The 15,557-nt window shown below is 61.3% G+C and carries 15 protein-coding genes; 4 read left to right on the plus strand and 11 right to left on the minus strand.

Annotation, left to right across the window (positions count from 1 at the left end):
* Window positions 1-3: 3 nt before the first annotated feature.
* Both ptsP and SLW74_RS03620 read right to left on the minus strand, forming a co-directional pair.
* Entirely contained in the window at window positions 4-2,283 is a 2,280-nt protein-coding gene (gene ptsP / locus SLW74_RS03615; RefSeq protein ID WP_065986723.1) for a phosphoenolpyruvate--protein phosphotransferase, read from the minus strand.
* 21 nt (window positions 2,284-2,304) lie between these two features.
* On the minus strand, window positions 2,305-2,784 hold the full coding sequence (locus SLW74_RS03620; RefSeq protein WP_062379340.1) for an RNA pyrophosphohydrolase: 480 nt from the start codon (window positions 2,782-2,784) through the stop codon (window positions 2,305-2,307).
* Window positions 2,785-2,950: 166 nt separating this feature from the next.
* Here SLW74_RS03620 and SLW74_RS03625 point away from each other — a divergent pair, with 166 nt between their 5' ends.
* Window positions 2,951-3,607, plus strand: a complete 657-nt coding sequence (locus SLW74_RS03625) for an HAD family hydrolase (protein ID WP_410928156.1) — start codon at window positions 2,951-2,953, stop codon at window positions 3,605-3,607.
* An 81-nt stretch (window positions 3,608-3,688) separates the two neighbouring features.
* On the opposite strand, the gene SLW74_RS03630 is transcribed toward SLW74_RS03625, so the two are convergent.
* Both SLW74_RS03630 and ilvA read right to left on the minus strand, forming a co-directional pair.
* Window positions 3,689-4,117: a DUF2269 family protein gene (locus SLW74_RS03630; RefSeq protein ID WP_065986727.1), complete on the minus strand. Its 429-nt coding sequence runs from the start codon at window positions 4,115-4,117 to the stop codon at window positions 3,689-3,691.
* A gap of 123 nt (window positions 4,118-4,240) precedes the next feature.
* A complete protein-coding gene (gene ilvA / locus SLW74_RS03635; protein WP_410928157.1) occupies window positions 4,241-5,755 on the minus strand; it encodes a threonine ammonia-lyase, biosynthetic in 1,515 nt (504 codons plus the stop codon).
* 154 nt (window positions 5,756-5,909) lie between these two features.
* Between ilvA and rpiA the strand changes: the two genes are divergently transcribed.
* Complete coding sequence (rpiA, locus tag SLW74_RS03640; protein ID WP_410928158.1) at window positions 5,910-6,581, plus strand: ribose-5-phosphate isomerase RpiA; 672 nt, start codon at window positions 5,910-5,912, stop codon at window positions 6,579-6,581.
* 107 nt (window positions 6,582-6,688) lie between these two features.
* On the opposite strand, the gene SLW74_RS03645 is transcribed toward rpiA, so the two are convergent.
* The 4 genes from SLW74_RS03645 to SLW74_RS03660 form a co-directional block, all read right to left on the minus strand.
* A complete protein-coding gene (locus SLW74_RS03645) occupies window positions 6,689-7,600 on the minus strand; it encodes an SdiA-regulated domain-containing protein (RefSeq protein WP_410928159.1) in 912 nt (303 codons plus the stop codon).
* Window positions 7,601-7,739: 139 nt separating this feature from the next.
* Window positions 7,740-8,639, minus strand: a complete 900-nt coding sequence (locus SLW74_RS03650) for an SdiA-regulated domain-containing protein (RefSeq protein ID WP_410928160.1) — start codon at window positions 8,637-8,639, stop codon at window positions 7,740-7,742.
* Window positions 8,636-9,304, minus strand: a complete 669-nt coding sequence (locus SLW74_RS03655; RefSeq protein WP_065987348.1) for a fumarylacetoacetate hydrolase family protein — start codon at window positions 9,302-9,304, stop codon at window positions 8,636-8,638. The genes SLW74_RS03650 and SLW74_RS03655 overlap by 4 nt, the downstream gene beginning before the upstream one ends.
* Window positions 9,305-9,342: 38 nt before the next feature.
* Complete coding sequence (locus tag SLW74_RS03660) at window positions 9,343-10,737, minus strand: FAD-binding oxidoreductase (RefSeq protein WP_410928354.1); 1,395 nt, start codon at window positions 10,735-10,737, stop codon at window positions 9,343-9,345.
* 170 nt (window positions 10,738-10,907) lie between these two features.
* Between SLW74_RS03660 and serA the strand changes: the two genes are divergently transcribed.
* Window positions 10,908-12,137 (plus strand): phosphoglycerate dehydrogenase, encoded by a 1,230-nt coding sequence (gene serA, locus SLW74_RS03665; protein WP_065987350.1) that lies wholly within the window; start codon window positions 10,908-10,910, stop codon window positions 12,135-12,137.
* Window positions 12,138-12,241: 104 nt separating this feature from the next.
* Here serA and SLW74_RS03670 read toward each other — a convergent pair whose 3' ends face one another.
* Both SLW74_RS03670 and SLW74_RS03675 read right to left on the minus strand, forming a co-directional pair.
* On the minus strand, window positions 12,242-12,679 hold the full coding sequence (locus SLW74_RS03670) for a DUF4399 domain-containing protein (protein ID WP_192130840.1): 438 nt from the start codon (window positions 12,677-12,679) through the stop codon (window positions 12,242-12,244).
* A 180-nt stretch (window positions 12,680-12,859) separates the two neighbouring features.
* A complete protein-coding gene (locus SLW74_RS03675; protein ID WP_065987352.1) occupies window positions 12,860-13,498 on the minus strand; it encodes a 2OG-Fe(II) oxygenase in 639 nt (212 codons plus the stop codon).
* 195 nt (window positions 13,499-13,693) lie between these two features.
* Here SLW74_RS03675 and SLW74_RS03680 point away from each other — a divergent pair, with 195 nt between their 5' ends.
* Window positions 13,694-14,434, plus strand: coding sequence for a DUF2059 domain-containing protein (locus tag SLW74_RS03680; protein ID WP_410928161.1), 741 nt, complete (start codon window positions 13,694-13,696; stop codon window positions 14,432-14,434).
* A 135-nt stretch (window positions 14,435-14,569) separates the two neighbouring features.
* Here the strand turns inward: SLW74_RS03680 and SLW74_RS03685 are convergent, their stop codons facing one another.
* Window positions 14,570-15,511: an alpha/beta hydrolase gene (locus tag SLW74_RS03685; RefSeq protein ID WP_410928162.1), complete on the minus strand. Its 942-nt coding sequence runs from the start codon at window positions 15,509-15,511 to the stop codon at window positions 14,570-14,572.
* Window positions 15,512-15,557: the final 46 nt, after the last annotated feature.

A 15,557-nucleotide genomic window follows, 5' to 3' on the forward strand; every position in this document is an offset into this window, starting at 1 on the left:
CCCTTAGTGCCCCTTCACAGACCCCGGATTGATCATCCGCGACAGGCCCAGATTCCTCAGCGCCAGCTGCAGCGAGCTGCTGATGACTTGCGGGTTATCGTTCTTCATCAGTTGGGCCAACAGGTCCTTGGCCATACTCAGGTTGATCTGACGCAGCATCCACTTCACTTTTGGCAAGTTGGTGGCGTTCATCGACAGGCTGTCGAAGCCCATCGCCATCAGCAGTACCGCCGCCGCAGGATCACCGGCCATTTCGCCGCAGATGCTCACCGGCTTGCCTTCGGCGTGGGCATCGCGCACCACGCTTTGCAACGCCTGGAGCACCGCCGGGTGCAGGTAGTCGTACAAATCCGCCACCCGCGGGTTGTTACGGTCGACCGCCAGCAAGTACTGGGTCAGGTCGTTGGAGCCGACAGACAGGAAATCCACCTGACGCGCCAGCTCACGGGTCTGGTAGACCGCTGCCGGCACTTCAATCATCACGCCCACTGGCGGCATCGGCACGTCGGTGCCTTCATCGCGCACCTCGCCCCATGCCCGGTGGATCAGGTGCAGGGCTTCTTCGGTCTCGTGGGTGCCGGAGATCATCGGCAGCAGAATCCGCAGGTTGTTCAAGCCCTCGCTGGCCTTGAGCATGGCGCGGGTCTGCACCAGAAAGATTTCCGGGTGGTCCAGCGTTACGCGAATGCCGCGCCAGCCGAGGAACGGGTTGTCTTCCTTGATCGGGAAGTACGACAGCGACTTGTCGCCGCCGATGTCCAGCGTTCGCATCGTCACCGGTAACGGGTGAAACGCCGCCAATTGCTCACGGTAGATGGCGAGCTGTTCCTTTTCGCTCGGGAACCGCTGCTGAATCATGAACGGGACTTCGGTGCGGTACAGACCGACGCCTTCCGCGCCTCGCTGTTGCGCGCGAGCAACGTCTGCCAGCAGACCGGTGTTGACCCACAGCGGCATACGGTGGCCGTCGAGGGTTACGCAGGGCAATTCACGCAGCGCGTCGAGGCCTTGAGAGAGCTGGCGCTCCTCTTCGACGACGACGGAATACTGTTTGATCAAAATCTCTGACGGGTTGGTGAAGACCTCCCCGTGGTAGCCGTCGACGATCAGCTGGATGCCGTCGACTTTCGAGTACGGCAGGTCCACCACGCCCATGACCGTGGGAATGCCCATGGCCCGGGCCAGAATGGCGACGTGGGAGTTACCCGAGCCGAGTACCGAAATCAGGCCTACCAACTTGCCTTCCGGCACCTCGCCGAGCATGGCGGGCGACAGCTCTTCGCTGACCAGGATGGTGTTGTCGGGGTAGACCAGTGTTTGCTGGCGCGCTTCCTGAAGGTAGGCGAGCAGGCGGCGACCGAGGTCTTTGACGTCCGATGCACGCTCACGCAGGTAGGCGTCGTCCATCAGCTCGAAGCGTTTGACGTGCTCGTTGACCACCGAACGCAACGCGCCCTGGGCCCACTGGCCGGTCTTGATGACGTTGGTGACTTCGCTGCCAAGCGACGCATCGTCGAGCATCATCAGGTACACATCGAACAACGCGCGCTCTTCTGGGCGCAATTGTGTGGCCAACTTCGCCGAAAGGGTGCGCATGTCATTGCGCACGCCTTCAAGGGCGGTCTGGAACAGTTTTAGTTCCGCAGTGATATCTGTGACGGTTTTGTCCGGCACGACTTCAAGGTCGGCCGGCGGCAGCATGACCAGCGCGGTACCGACGGCGGCTCCCGGCGAACCTGGCACTCCGACGAATCGGGCTTCCTGAATGCCCTTGCCCTGCCGACCGAGCCCGCGAATGGAGCCGGTGGCTTCTGCGTGGGCGATAACGCCGGCGAGCTGCGCGCTCATCGTCACAAGGAAGGCTTCTTCGCCCTCGTCGAACTGACGTCGCTCCTTTTGCTGGATGACCAGGACGCCCACTACCCTGCGGTGGTGGATGATCGGCGCACCGAGAAACGAGGCGTAGCGTTCTTCGCCGGTTTCGGCGAAGTAGCGATAACGAGGGTGATCGGCGGCGTTTTCGAGGTTCAGCGGTTCTTCACGCGTACCCACCAGACCCACGAGGCCCTCGTTCGGGGCCATGCTCACCTTGCCGATCGAGCGCTTGTTCAGGCCTTCGGTGGCCATCAGCACGAAGCGGTTCGCTTCAGGATCGAGCAGATAGACCGAGCAGACCTGGCTGCTCATGGCCTCTTTTACGCGCAATACAATAATGCCCAACGCCGCCTTGAGATCCTTGGCGGAGTTAACTTCCTGGACGATCTTGCGCAGCGTATTGAGCATGGCTCGGGGTCGAACTCCGTGTCAGTCGCGCGCCAACAGGCGCGGGGCAAGCTCTTTGAGTGCGCGGCGATATACCTCGCGCTTGAATGTCACCACCTGGCCCAGCGGGTACCAATAACTGACCCAACGCCAGCCATCGAACTCCGGTTTGCCGGTCAAATCCATCCGCACCCGCTGCTCGTTGGAGATCAGGCGCAGGAGAAACCATTTTTGCTTCTGGCCGATGCACAGCGGCTGGCTGTGGGTACGGACCAAACGTTGCGGCAGACGATAGCGCAACCAACCCCGGGTGCAGGCAAGAATTTCAACATCATGCCGTTCCAGCCCGACTTCTTCATTCAATTCACGGTAAAGCGCGTCTTCCGGGGTCTCCTGAGGGTTGATACCCCCCTGCGGAAACTGCCAGGCGTCTTGATTGATGCGCCGAGCCCATAAGACCTGGCCAGCATCATTTGTCAGAATTATCCCGACATTAGGGCGAAAACCATCGGGGTCGATCACGGCCACAACCTCGCAAACGCATGTCGCCGCATTGTTCCACAAAGATCGTGAAGGCAGCAACGAGGCTGCGACAGCTTATCGTGACAACTGCATTAATAGATGCGATCTCTCGGGCAAACCTCGTATTCTTGTGCTCTTTTTTCTGATATTTCAGCGAGTAAAGCCCATGCGTCTGGCCCTCTTCGACCTCGACAACACCCTCCTCGGCGGCGACAGCGACCACGCCTGGGGCGATTACCTGTGCGAGCGAGGCATCCTGGACGGTGCTGCGTACAAGGCACGCAACGACGCTTTCTATCAGGACTATCTGGCCGGCACGCTAAACCTGACCGACTACCTGAATTTCAGCCTGGAAATCCTCGGGCGCACTGACATGGCGCAGCTCGACGAATGGCACCGGGAATTTATGCGCGACTGCATCGAACCCCTGATACTGCCGAAGGCCATGGCCCTCATTTCCAAACACCGCGACGCTGGCGACAAGCTGGTGGTGATCACGGCGACCAACCGTTTCGTCACCGCGCCAATCGTGGCCCGGCTGGGTATCGACACGTTGCTGGCAACCGAGTGCGAGGTCGTCGACGGTCGCTACACCGGGCGCACCACTGACGTGCCGTGCTTCCGCGAAGGCAAAGTCACCCGTCTGAATCGCTGGATCGAAGAAAACGGCTTCAACCTGGACGACAGCTGGTTCTACAGTGATTCGATGAACGATTTGCCACTGCTGGAGCAGGTGGCCAATCCGGTCGCAGTCGATCCTGATGAGAAGCTGCGCGCCGAAGCCACCCGTCGCGGCTGGCCGGTGATTTCACTGCGCGGTTGAAAAGCCTTCGCGAGCAAGCTCGCTCCCACTGTTCTTTGTCGGCAGGTTGAGCTGCGGTGCCGCCAGCTTTGATGACGGGGGTTAAACCGGTTTGGCGCCCATCAGACCGGCGATCGCCACGAAGCAAACGACACTGAAGATGGCCAGGGCCAGGGTGAAGCGGGAATTGCCCACGATCACCGGCCGGCGCAGGCGGTTCACCCGCACCGCCAGCCAGGCCCAGCTCAAGGCGCCGAAGAGATACAGCACGCTCGCCGCCAGCAGCCAGGTCTGTCCCAGCGGCCAACCGGCGTAGTGGACCAGCCACCAGCCGCTGATCGGCAGGGTCAACAGGCACACGCCCATCAGCACCCAGACAAATGCCCACGGCCGTTGCATGGCGCGGTTCTGCACCGTCGCATCGCCGGCCCGACGGCCACGCACGATCCACACGATCAGCCCCAGCGCGCAGATGAACAGCAGCACCGTGCTGGCGATGTGCAGGATTTTCAGTGCAGCGAAGTGTTCCATTGTGTTCGTGTCCCTGTGTCTGGCGGTGTTTGAAGATTAGCAGCCGGTTGCATGTCGCCGCCGATGTTGATCCTGTAGGTCCGGGCATGAACCGCTGAAGTCAGCAGTGTCAGTCTTCGGAGCTCACCCCAAAAACAGCTTGTACGCCGGGTTCTTGGTCTCGTCCCAGTACGGGTAACCGATCTCCCCCAGCGCCTGTGGCACCAGATGCCGTTCATCCTCCGGCACCACCAATCCCGCCACCACTCGGCCATCCGCCGCACCGTGGTTGCGGTAGTGGAACATTGAAATATTCCATTTCCCGCCCAGCTTGTTCAGGAAATTGAACAGCGCTCCCGGTCGCTCCGGGAATTCGAAGCGCAGCACCACCTCGTCGCTGACCCGCTCCGAATGCCCGCCCACCATGTGCCGCAGGTGCAGCTTGGCCAGTTCGTTGTCGGTCAGGTCCAGCACCGGAAAACCCTGTTCTGTCAGGCTCGCGATCAGCGCTTTGCGAGGGTCCGTGTCGGGGTGGGTCTGCACGCCGACGAAGATGTGCGCCTCGCGGTCGGTGTGGTAGCGGTAGTTGAATTCGGTGATCTGCCGCTTGCCGATGGCCTCGCAGAAGGCCTTGAAGCTGCCCGCCTGTTCCGGGATGGTCACGGCAATGATCGCCTCGCGGCCTTCGCCCAGTTCGGCGCGCTCGGCGACGTGGCGCAGGCGGTCGAAGTTGACGTTGGCGCCAGAGTCGATGGCGACAAACGTCTGCCCGGTGACGTCGTACTGTTCGGCGTACTTCTTGATCCCGGCCACGCCCAGCGCGCCGGCGGGCTCGGTGATCGAGCGGGTGTCGTCGTAGATGTCCTTGATCGCCGCGCAGATTTCATCGGTGCTGACGGTGATGACTTCGTCGACGTAATCCTTGCAGATCTCGAAGGTGTACTGACCGATCTGCGCCACCGCGACGCCATCGGCAAACAGGCCGACCTGTTGCAGCACCACGCGCTCGCCGTAAGCCATGGCCTGTTGCAGGCAGTTGGAATCGTCCGGCTCAACGCCGATCACCTTGATTTCCGGGCGGAGGTATTTGACGTACGCGGCAATGCCGGCAATCAGCCCGCCACCACCGACCGGGACGAAGATCGCGTCCAGCGGCCCCTGATGCTGACGCAGGATTTCCATCGCTACCGTGCCTTGCCCGGCGATGGTGTCAGGATCGTCGTAGGGGTGGACGTAGACGTAGCCGTGTTCCTCGACCAGCTTCAGCGAATACGCCAATGCTTCGGGAAACGAGTCGCCGTGCAGTACGACCTTTCCGCCCCGGGAGCGCACGCCTTCGACCTTGATCTCCGGCGTGGTCTTCGGCATCACGATGGTGGCCGACACGCCCAAGGTCTTCGCCGCCAGCGCCAGGCCTTGGGCATGGTTACCCGCCGACGCCGTCACCACGCCCCGCGCCAGTTCTTCCGGGCTCAGCTGCGCCAGCTTGTTGTACGCGCCGCGAATCTTGAAGGAGTACACCGGCTGCAAGTCTTCGCGCTTGAGCAGCACGTTGTTGCCCAGGCGTTGGGAGAGTTGGCGGGCGGCGTGCAGCGGGGTTTCCACGGCAACGTCGTACACGCGGGAGTTAAGGATCTTTTTGACGTAGTGCTCGAGCATCGGGGAAGAATCGCTGGCGAAGGGGCAAGACCCGGAAGTCTACCCCTCGTCCCGGCGCACGACCATATCAAGACTCAGGCTTTGGCCACGGCATGTCGTTATACTGCCGGCCCTCGGACCTATCGCTATTCCCTGTAACCGGAGCCCACCTCGCATGACCCAGGATCAACTCAAACAGGCCGTTGCCCAGGCCGCCGTCGATTTCATCCTCCCGAAACTCGACGACAAAAGCGTCGTGGGCGTGGGCACCGGCTCTACCGCCAATTGCTTCATCGACGCACTGGCCCTGCACAAAGGCGCATTCGACGGCGCGGTCGCGAGCTCCGACGCAACGGCCGTACGCCTCAAGGGCCACGGCATTCCGGTGTATGAACTGAACACGGTCAGCGACCTGGAGTTTTATGTCGACGGCGCCGACGAAAGCGACGAGCACCTGAACCTGATCAAAGGCGGCGGCGCAGCCCTGACCCGCGAGAAGATCGTGGCCGCCGTGGCCAAAACCTTCATCTGCATCGCCGACGCCAGCAAGCTGGTGCCGGTGCTGGGCGCGTTTCCCCTGCCGGTGGAAGTGATCCCGATGGCCCGCAGCCACGTGGCCCGCGAACTGGTGAAGCTGGGCGGCGACCCGGTCTACCGCGAGGGCGTGCTGACGGACAACGGCAACATCATCCTCGATGTGCACAACATGAACATCACCAACCCGGTGGAAGCGGAAGCGCAGATCAACAACATCGTCGGCGTCGTCACCAACGGCCTGTTCGCCGCGCGCCCGGCGGATCTGCTGCTGCTGGGGACCCAAGAAGGCGTGAAAACCCTCAAGCGCTGATTGTTGCGGGGCAAGGCTGATTTTGCTGGACAGCGGTGGGCTGGATATCTCGGTCACGCCCACCCGTGATGCGCAGCTCTCCCAACCTCGCCACATCCAGCGCCGGGTTAGCGCTTCTTGAACACATAAAACAGGTTCGGCTCGCTCACCACGTACAACGTGCCGTCGTCCCCCATGGCGATGCCTTCAGCCTGGGGCACGCTTTTGCTCAGGCCCATGCTGCCCTTGGTCAGTGACACGTTAGCGACGGGCTTGCCGTCAGTGTCCAGCTCGAGAATCTGCCGCGACTCATCCGACAGCGCCAGCAAGTGCCCGCTGCGCTCATCGAACTGCAGACTGGAAAGGTCACGGACGAAGAGGCCGGCATCCCGCTGCTTGCTGGACGTCACTTCCAGGATGTTCGGGGAATGGGTTCCGGCGTCAGGAAAGCCGCGCACTTCGATGATCTGCACCGGCCGCCGCTCTTTGGCGACGAACAGGCGGCGGCCCTGATTATCGTAGGCCAGGCCTTCGAAGCCGTTATTGCCGCCGGCATCCATGCCCAGGGTCAACTGCTCGGCATCGGCGGCGTCGAGGAATGTCGTGTCGTCATCCACGTGAACCTTGATCAGCCGCTGACTGTGCTCGTCACTGATGACGTAAATCCCGGGGCTGATGTATTCGACCGCTTCAGCGTCTCCGAACCCGGTCAGGGGAATTCGTCTGAGAATCCGCCCTTCCAGGCTCAGCTCGACCAGCTCGGGATTTTTGTTGGTCACGGTAAAGAGGGTCTTGCGTTGCGGATCGAAGCTGAGGGCCGAGACGTTAGCCGTCAGGCCGTCGATGGCCCGCGCCTCAATCTCGACCTCATAGGCGTCGAGGCCCAGCGCTTGCGCGTCGCTGGATTGCCAGAACACGTACCAGTTGAACCAGAGCCGCTCGATGACCCGGTATTCGCGCGCCACGAAAAAGGACGCGGTCAGTATCAACAGGACAAGTAACGTGAGCAGGACGCTCTGGAACGGGGACACACGACGCATGCAGGGGGCTCGACTTCAGTGGGGCGGCTTTAATATCACCGTATTCTGAAGCCAAACTGAAAGCGATGTGACATCTCGTTCCACCTTTTCAGAGCTCAAGCGAAAGTGGGCAGACCATCAAGTCGAAACCGGCCCGGCGTCACTGCCGCTTGAAGGTGTAAAACAGGTTGGGCTCGCTGACCATGTAAATGGTGCCGTTCTCGTCCATCGCCACCCCTTCGGCGCGCGGGATGGTCTGGCTCAGCCCGTTGAAACCATGCAGCAGCGTCATGAAGCTGACCTGATTCCCCTTGCCGTCCAGTTCCAGCAGCATGTGCGACTCGGCGGACAGCACCAGCAAATGCCCGGTCCTCTGGTCCGCGTACAGGGACGACAGATTGCGCACGATCAGGTTGTCGTTGATCAGCTTGCGCTTCTCGCCCTTCACTTCGCTGCTGCCGTCGGCCTTCCAGCTGTACAACGCCGGCGGACGCTCTTCGCCAAACAGGAACTGCTGATCCCGAGGGTCCCAGGCGATGCCTTCGAAGGCTTTGTTCTGATCCTTCGAGGGACCCAGGTCGTACTTGGGGAAGTCGGCGATGTTGAGGGTTTTGGTTTCAGGCGTGACGTGGACGATGGTCATCAGGTGCTGACGCTCATCGACGATGGCAATCAGGCCGTCGCCCAGAACGGCTACACCCTCGGGGTTGCCCCAGCCTACAAGCGGGATTTTGCGAATGACGTCGCCGGTCAGCGTGATCTCGGAAAGGAAAGGGTTTTTGCCCATCACCGAATACAGGGTTTTGGTCGCCGGGTCGTAGGACAGGTCCGAGGCCTCGTCCTCTTCCATGCCGGCCAGCGGCTTGGCGTCGATGTCGACCTTGTAATCCGGCAGCCAGATGCCCGCTGCGCGCTCGGCCTGCGTGACGTTGCGCTCGCGCAGCCACAACAGGCCGCGATCGTCCCAGTGCCAGGCATAAGACAGACCGGCCAAAGTTACCAGCGCTGCAACGAGCAACCACCACCAGCGGAAACGCGCACGGCTTTTACGCTGTGTCATCCGCGCACGTCGCTTTCGAAACGGCTCTGGCCAGTCAGCTCCAGCACGATCTCATCGCCAACAGTGAACGGTCCTACGCCTGCGGGCGTGCCGGTCATGATCAGGTCGCCGGCCTGCAGCGAGAACTGCGAGGCCATGTGCTGGATCATCGGCACGATCGGGTTGAGCATGTGGCTGCTGTTGCCGTCCTGGCGGACTTCGCCGTTGATGGTCAGGCGAATCGCGATGTCGGTCAGATCGGGGTAGGCGTCAGCGGACACGAACGGCGCAATGACCGCCGCGCCGTCGAACGACTTGGCGATTTCCCACGGCAGGCCCTTCTCTTTCAGCTTCGACTGCACGTCGCGCAGCGTCAGGTCCAGGCCCGGGGCGAAGCCGGAGATTGCGTCGAGGACTTCTTCGCGGCTCGGGTTCTTGCTCAGCGGCTTGCCGATCAGCACGACGATCTCGGCTTCGTAGTGCACCGAACCTCGGTCCTGAGGAATGCTGAAGCCCCCCTCAATACCGACCACGCAGCTGCCCGGTTTGATGAACAGCAATGGCTCGGTCGGTACCGGATTGTCCAGCTCCTTGGCGTGCTCGGCGTAATTGCGGCCGATGCAAACGACTTTACCGAGCGGAAAGTGAACCTTGGTGCCGTCGACGTACTTGTGCTGATAGCTCATGAGCGCTCCTGAGAAGCTTGTTGTAATGGGGGAACCGCTTACACCGCGAAGATTTTGCCGGGGTTCATGATGCCGTTCGGGTCGAACACCGCTTTGACGGCCTTCATGTATTCGATTTCCACCGGCGAACGGCTGTAGTGCAGGTAGTCACGCTTGGTCATACCGACGCCGTGTTCTGCGGAGATCGAGCCGTTGTACTTCTGGACGATCTCGAACACCCACTTGTTCACCGTTGCGCACTTGGCAAAGAACTCGTCCTTGCTCAGGTTTTCCGGTTTGAGGATGTTCAGGTGCAGATTGCCGTCGCCGATATGGCCGAACCACACGATTTCGAAATCCGGGTAATGCTGGCCAACGATCGCGTCCACTTCAGCAAGAAACGCCGGGACCTTCGAAACGGTGACCGAGATGTCGTTCTTGTACGGCGTGAAGTGGGAGATGGTTTCAGAAATGTATTCGCGCAGTTTCCACAGATTTTGCAGTTGTTGTTCGCTCTGGCTCATCACGCCATCCAGCACCCAGCCCTGCTCAACACAGTGCTCGAAGGTTTCCAGCGCGTGGTTGGCCACTTCTTCGGTGGTCGCTTCGAATTCCAGCAGCGCGTAGAACGGGCACTCGGTTTCGAACGGGGACGGCACGTCACCGCGCGCCATGACCTTGGCCAGCGCCTTGTCCGAGAAGAACTCGAATGCGGTCAGGTCCAGCTTGCTCTGGAATGCGTGCAGCACCGGCATGATGGCGTTGAAATCGGTGGTCCCGAGGACCATCGCGGTGAGGTTTTTCGGCGCGCGGTCCAGACGCATGGTCGCCTCGACCACAAACCCCAGCGTGCCTTCAGCGCCAATGAACAGCTGACGCATGTCGTAGCCGGTGGCGTTTTTGATGAGGTCTTTGTTCAGCTCGAGAAGGTCGCCCTTGCCGGTGACGACTTTGAGGCCCGCGACCCAGTTGCGGGTCATGCCGTAGCGAATCACTTTGATCCCGCCGGCGTTGGTGCCGATGTTGCCGCCGATATTGCTGGAGCCTGAAGACGCGAAGTCCACCGGGTAATACAAGCCGTTTTCTTCGGCGAGATTCTGCAGCTGCTTGGTGACCACGCCTGGCTGGCAGATGGCAGTGCGGTCTGTCAGGTTGAGTTCGAGCACCTGATTCATGTAATCGAAGTTGACGACCACCTCACCGTTGGCGGCAACGGCGGCGGCGGACAACCCGGTGCGACCACCCGACGGCACCAGCGCAACCTTGCGTTCGTTGGCCCAGCGGACGATCGCCTGCACCTGTTCGGTGGTCTTGGGAAACACGATGGCGGTGGGCGTCGGGGCGAAATGTTTGGTCCAGTCCTTGCCGTAGGTTTCGAGGGAATCGGCGTCGGTCAGGACCTTGCCGGGCTCAACCAGGGTCTTCAGCTCATCTATCAGCGCAGGATGGGTCATCAACAGAACTCTCGAACAATTCATGGTCATCCTGAGAACGGCTCACGTCCAGGAATGGGGTGTTTCGCGGGGTGCATATGCTAGCATACGCCCCCCGCCAATCGAGCTTTCGGCCGATTGGCGCGCGCTTCACTTACTGCCATTTCTCTCCGGGACACAGGTTTACGCAGATGAGCAAGACTTCCCTCGACAAGAGCAAGATCAAGTTCCTTCTTCTCGAAGGCGTCCACCAGTCCGCGGTCGACGTCCTCAAGGCCGCCGGTTACACCAGCATTGAGTACCACACCAAGTCTCTGCCGGAAGCCGAACTGAAGGAAAAGATTGCCGACGCTCATTTCATCGGTATTCGTTCCCGCACCCAACTGACTGAAGAACTGTTCGACAGCGCCAAGAAACTGGTCGCGGTCGGCTGCTTCTGCATCGGTACCAACCAGGTTGATCTGAACGCAGCCCGCGAACGCGGCATCGCTGTGTTCAACGCCCCCTACTCCAACACCCGTTCGGTGGCGGAGCTGGTGCTGGCCGAGGCCATCCTGTTGCTGCGCGGTATCCCGGAGAAGAACGCTTCCTGCCATCGCGGTGGCTGGATCAAGAGCGCAGCCAACTCGTTCGAGATTCGCGGCAAGAAGCTCGGCATCATCGGCTACGGCTCGATCGGCACTCAGCTGTCCGTCCTGGCTGAAGGCCTGGGCATGCAGGTGTACTTCTACGACACCCTGACCAAGCTGCCGCTGGGCAACGCCACTCAGGTATCCAGCCTGAACGAGCTGCTGGGCATGTCCGACATCGTCACCCTGCACGTTCCGGAAACCAACGAAACCCAGTGGATGATCGGCGAGAAAGAAATTCGCACGATGAAGAAGGGCGCCATCCTGATCAACGCAGCGCGCGGCACGGTGGTCGAGCTCGACGCCCTGGCTGAAGCGATCAAGGATCAGCACCTGATCGGCGCGGCCATCGACGTGTTCCCGGTCGAGCCCCGCTCCAACGACGACGTGTTCGAAAGCCCGCTGCGCGGCCTGGACAACGTGATCCTGACCCCGCACATCGGCGGCTCGACCGCTGAGGCCCAGGCCAACATCGGTCTGGAAGTGGCAGAGAAACTGGTCAAGTACAGCGACAACGGTACGTCGGTTTCTTCCGTCAACTTCCCGGAAGTGGCCCTGCCGGCTCACCCGGGCAAGCACCGCCTGCTGCACATCCACCAGAACATCCCGGGCGTACTGATGGAGATCAACAAGGTCTTCGCGGAAAACGGCATCAACATCTCCGGTCAATTCCTGCAGACCAACGAGAAAGTCGGTTACGTGGTCATCGACGTTGACGCCGAGTACTCCGATCTGGCGCAAGAGAAACTGCAGCACATCAACGGCACCATCCGTAGCCGCGTTCTGTTCTAGGACGTTGGTTCCAGGGTGATAAAAAAGGAGACCTTCGGGTCTCCTTTTTTGTGCGCGAATCAGGCAACACGCCGGCTGTGCGCAAGACACCCTTCTGCAGCGTGTCATTTCACCGTGATGGTGATCTTCTGCGACTCGACCGGTGGATTCAGCGGAACGTGGTTCTTGTCGCCGACCAGCAGTTGCAGGGTGTGCTGACCCGGCGTGAGGTTCAGCTCGGTTTCGGTCTGGCCTTTGCCGAAGTGGCGGATGTTGTCGGTGGTCGGCAGCGGCGCGGTCATGTCGGGCTGATCCTTGACGTCGATCAGCAGGTGGTGATGACCGGTGTCCGGGACGTCCACACCGGCCGGGGCGACGCCCATGCCCTTGAGACCGAATTGCACCTTGAATGCGCCGTTGACGGTCGCGCCGTCCTTCGGCGAGATGATGTAAACCTCTGCGCCCGCTGGGGAGGCAGTGCGCGGCATGTCGGCGGCCTGGGCCAGCAAGCTCGCCGCCAACAGCAGTCCAGTCAGGGCAGTTCTCGCGAATAACGTCTTCATGATCTCTCCGTTTTTATCGATGTGCGATTGGCGGGTTCGGGGATTGAAGCCTCTTCATCCCGACAGCCAACCGCTCAGGAACGACCTCTACCTTAGCTGCGGTTGGCCGTGAAGTATTTCGCTGAGTGGCTGGATGTAGAAGATTTCATGTTGGGCGGATGCAGACGGACAGCAAGCCAGTTACAACTCGAACGGCTCGTTCCCGCGCCGCCTGAACCAGCCGGTCAGCGACAGCCGCTCACGGGTGGACGGCATGACTTCGTGGGGCATGTCGCCCGAGAGGAACACCACCAGACAGCCGCCGGTGGGCTGCACGTCATACTCGACGCCGTCCTTGAGGTACATCCGCAACTGGCCGCCGTGCTCCGGCAACCAGCCGTCGTTGAGATAAACAACCGCCGAGACCATGCGTTTGTCGTCATCGCGAAAACGGTCCACGTGCTTGAGGTAGAAGGCCCCTGGCGGATAGAGCGCGAAGTGGCTTTCGTAGTCCTCAAGGCCCAGAAACAGGCCTCGGTTCAGCGCCTGACGCAGGCTCTCCATCAGATCCAGATAGCGATCGCACGGCTCGGCCTGCCCCGCTTCCAGCCACTGAATGTGATCGCCACGAATCCCCTCGCGAACCTCCTGCGCCGGCCCGCGCCCCACTGCGGCAGGCGCGAGCTCGCCCTGAACGGCACGCGTGCGGCATTCAAGCGCCAGCTCGCGGGTCAGGGTGTCGGGCAGGAAGATGTTCTGCTGCGACCAGCCACGCTCGGCCAGGTCGTCGACGATTCGCAACAGCAGCGGGTGATCAGGGGATATGCGCATGGCGCGCATAGTATCCATACGCCGATTAATCCGACAGGGCCTGCAGTCCGGCGAATGAGGAATATTTTTACGGGTTTGAATACGCCCGGCGGTTTTGCCCTGCCGCTGATCGAACCCGAGGTTTTTAGCGGGGTCTGGCAAGTGTTAACTCGACAAATCCCCGCTGCCCCACCGAGAATGGCGGCCTGCCGACAGGAGTCTCTAATGCGCCGTCTGTTTTTCCTGCTGTTGATGTTCTGCACTTTGCCCGCCTGGGCAGACGGCCACGCTCAGCTTTACACGCTCGCCGGCTGGCCGGAGCAACGCGCTCATTTTGTCGATGCCCTCAAAGCCGCCCAGCAGCGTTACCGCAACAGCCTTCCACCGGCCGTGTTCGACGCTCTGGTGAGCAACAGCAATCAGCGTTTCGCGCCGCAGGCGATGGACCAGCGCGGGGAGCAAATGCTGCGCCAGACGCTGCAGGACCCGAACCCGGCGCTGCAGTTTTTCCAGTCGCCCCTGGGCCGCAAGATCGTCAACGCCGAGCTCACCGCCACGCGCCCGGACCAACTGGCCAAAAACGCCCAAGGCCTGCCGCACATCCAGGCGGATGACAATCGTCTGCTGATCATCGGCCACCTGGCCAACGCCCTTCCCGCCAAGGAAGCGGGCGCTGAGGTCAGCATGGCGATTGCTGGCGTCGCTGCCGACAGCCTGAGTTCGATGATTCCAGGCCTGATGGGCGGCGGAACGACCCAGGCGATGCTCGACAGTCAGCGTCAGCGGCTCATGGGGCAGATCGGCAAGGACGTGAACAACACGCTGCTTTATGTGTACCGCGACCTGTCGGACGGCGAGCTGGACGAGTTTGCCACCTTCGCCGAGTCCAACGAAGGCAAGGCCTATTACAAGGCGGCGCTGGCAGCTGTTCGCGCGGGATTGGCGGTCGGGCAGACGGTCAAATGACGTTGGTAGGACCGGCTTCAGCCGGGAAGGGGACTGTTGGCACACCCTCCATTCTTCCGGTGTGACGACTCAAGCCTTGCCGGCTAAAGCCGGTCCTGCATTCGTCATGTCAGCCGGCAAGCCGGCCTTGGAGCCCTACCCCATCCGCTGGGTCAGAAACTCAAAAAACCGCGCGCGCAGCTCCGGTGACTCGTTGACCAGATGGTGACGCGCGTCGTGCAGCATGAAGATCTGCGGCTCGGCGAACTTGTCCTTGAGCACCGGCAGATTGTGTTTCCAGTCCACGGTCATGTCTGACTCGCCCTGCACGATCAACGGGCTGCGAAGGCTGCGCGGCGCGCGCTCGATGCGCTCGATCCATTTCGCCAGCGCGCCCACCCACACCGTTGGCAAGCGTCGCGGCTGCAACGGGTCCGCCAGCAGAAAAGGCAGAAAGGTCGGGGCATTTGAGTTTTCGCTGAAGCGCCGGTCGATGGCTTTGACGAAGCCGCGCAGCAGGTAATAGCTGAGTTTCGACAAGGCCCAGCCACGCGGTCTCACCAGCGGCGCCAGCAGGATGATCTGACCCTGCGCCGGGCTGGCATCGCCATGATGAAGCAAGTGGTCGATGACAATCGCGCCGCCAGTGCTTTGCCCGCACAGGTGCCACGGCTTGGGCAGCGTGAGGCGCTCGGCTTCGACAAACAGCCGATCCAGCACCGCCTGATACTCTGCGAAGTCGGTAATGCTCGCCCGCGCCCCACTGGACAGTCCATGGCCCGGCAAGTCGCAGGCAATCACCGCCAGCCCAAGCCCCAACGCCCAGTCGATGACGTGACGGTACAGCCCGACGTGATCGTAAAAGCCGTGCATCAGCACCAGCGTCCCGACCGGCTGATCAGGCACCCACAGCTGCGTGACGATGTCGTAGCCGCCCACTTCAACGCGCCCGATCCGGCTACTGGTCGCGCCATTGGGCCCGAGCGCATTCAAACCGTAGAAACGCTGATAAGCCTGGGCCTCTTCAGATGGCGCCTGCAACGTGCTCAGCGGCAAGAGCTCAGCACGCAAATGGTCGGGGTCGAACGTGTCGGACATCGGAATTCCAGATGAGGGAGTGTAGGAAGCGGCCGCACGGAAGTGT

Source organism: Pseudomonas sp. W5-36 (assembly GCF_046540455.1).
GTDB lineage: Bacteria > Pseudomonadota > Gammaproteobacteria > Pseudomonadales > Pseudomonadaceae > Aquipseudomonas > Aquipseudomonas graminis_B.

Excerpts from the sequence above, each read along its gene's own strand:
- ptsP (WP_065986723.1), bottom strand. The coding sequence starts at position 2,283 with ATGCTCAATACGCTGCGCAAGATCGTCCAGGAAGTTAACTCCGCCAAG.
- SLW74_RS03625 (WP_410928156.1), top strand. The coding sequence starts at position 2,951 with ATGCGTCTGGCCCTCTTCGACCTCGACAACACCCTCCTCGGCGGCGAC.
- SLW74_RS03630 (WP_065986727.1), bottom strand. The coding sequence starts at position 4,117 with ATGGAACACTTCGCTGCACTGAAAATCCTGCACATCGCCAGCACGGTG.
- ilvA (WP_410928157.1), bottom strand. The coding sequence starts at position 5,755 with ATGCTCGAGCACTACGTCAAAAAGATCCTTAACTCCCGCGTGTACGAC.
- rpiA (WP_410928158.1), top strand. The coding sequence starts at position 5,910 with ATGACCCAGGATCAACTCAAACAGGCCGTTGCCCAGGCCGCCGTCGAT.
- SLW74_RS03645 (WP_410928159.1), bottom strand. The coding sequence starts at position 7,600 with ATGCGTCGTGTGTCCCCGTTCCAGAGCGTCCTGCTCACGTTACTTGTC.
- SLW74_RS03650 (WP_410928160.1), bottom strand. The coding sequence starts at position 8,639 with ATGACACAGCGTAAAAGCCGTGCGCGTTTCCGCTGGTGGTGGTTGCTC.
- SLW74_RS03655 (WP_065987348.1), bottom strand. The coding sequence starts at position 9,304 with ATGAGCTATCAGCACAAGTACGTCGACGGCACCAAGGTTCACTTTCCG.
- SLW74_RS03660 (WP_410928354.1), bottom strand. The coding sequence starts at position 10,737 with ATGACCCATCCTGCGCTGATAGATGAGCTGAAGACCCTGGTTGAGCCC.
- serA (WP_065987350.1), top strand. The coding sequence starts at position 10,908 with ATGAGCAAGACTTCCCTCGACAAGAGCAAGATCAAGTTCCTTCTTCTC.
- SLW74_RS03670 (WP_192130840.1), bottom strand. The coding sequence starts at position 12,679 with ATGAAGACGTTATTCGCGAGAACTGCCCTGACTGGACTGCTGTTGGCG.
- SLW74_RS03675 (WP_065987352.1), bottom strand. The coding sequence starts at position 13,498 with ATGCGCGCCATGCGCATATCCCCTGATCACCCGCTGCTGTTGCGAATC.
- SLW74_RS03680 (WP_410928161.1), top strand. The coding sequence starts at position 13,694 with ATGCGCCGTCTGTTTTTCCTGCTGTTGATGTTCTGCACTTTGCCCGCC.
- SLW74_RS03685 (WP_410928162.1), bottom strand. The coding sequence starts at position 15,511 with ATGTCCGACACGTTCGACCCCGACCATTTGCGTGCTGAGCTCTTGCCG.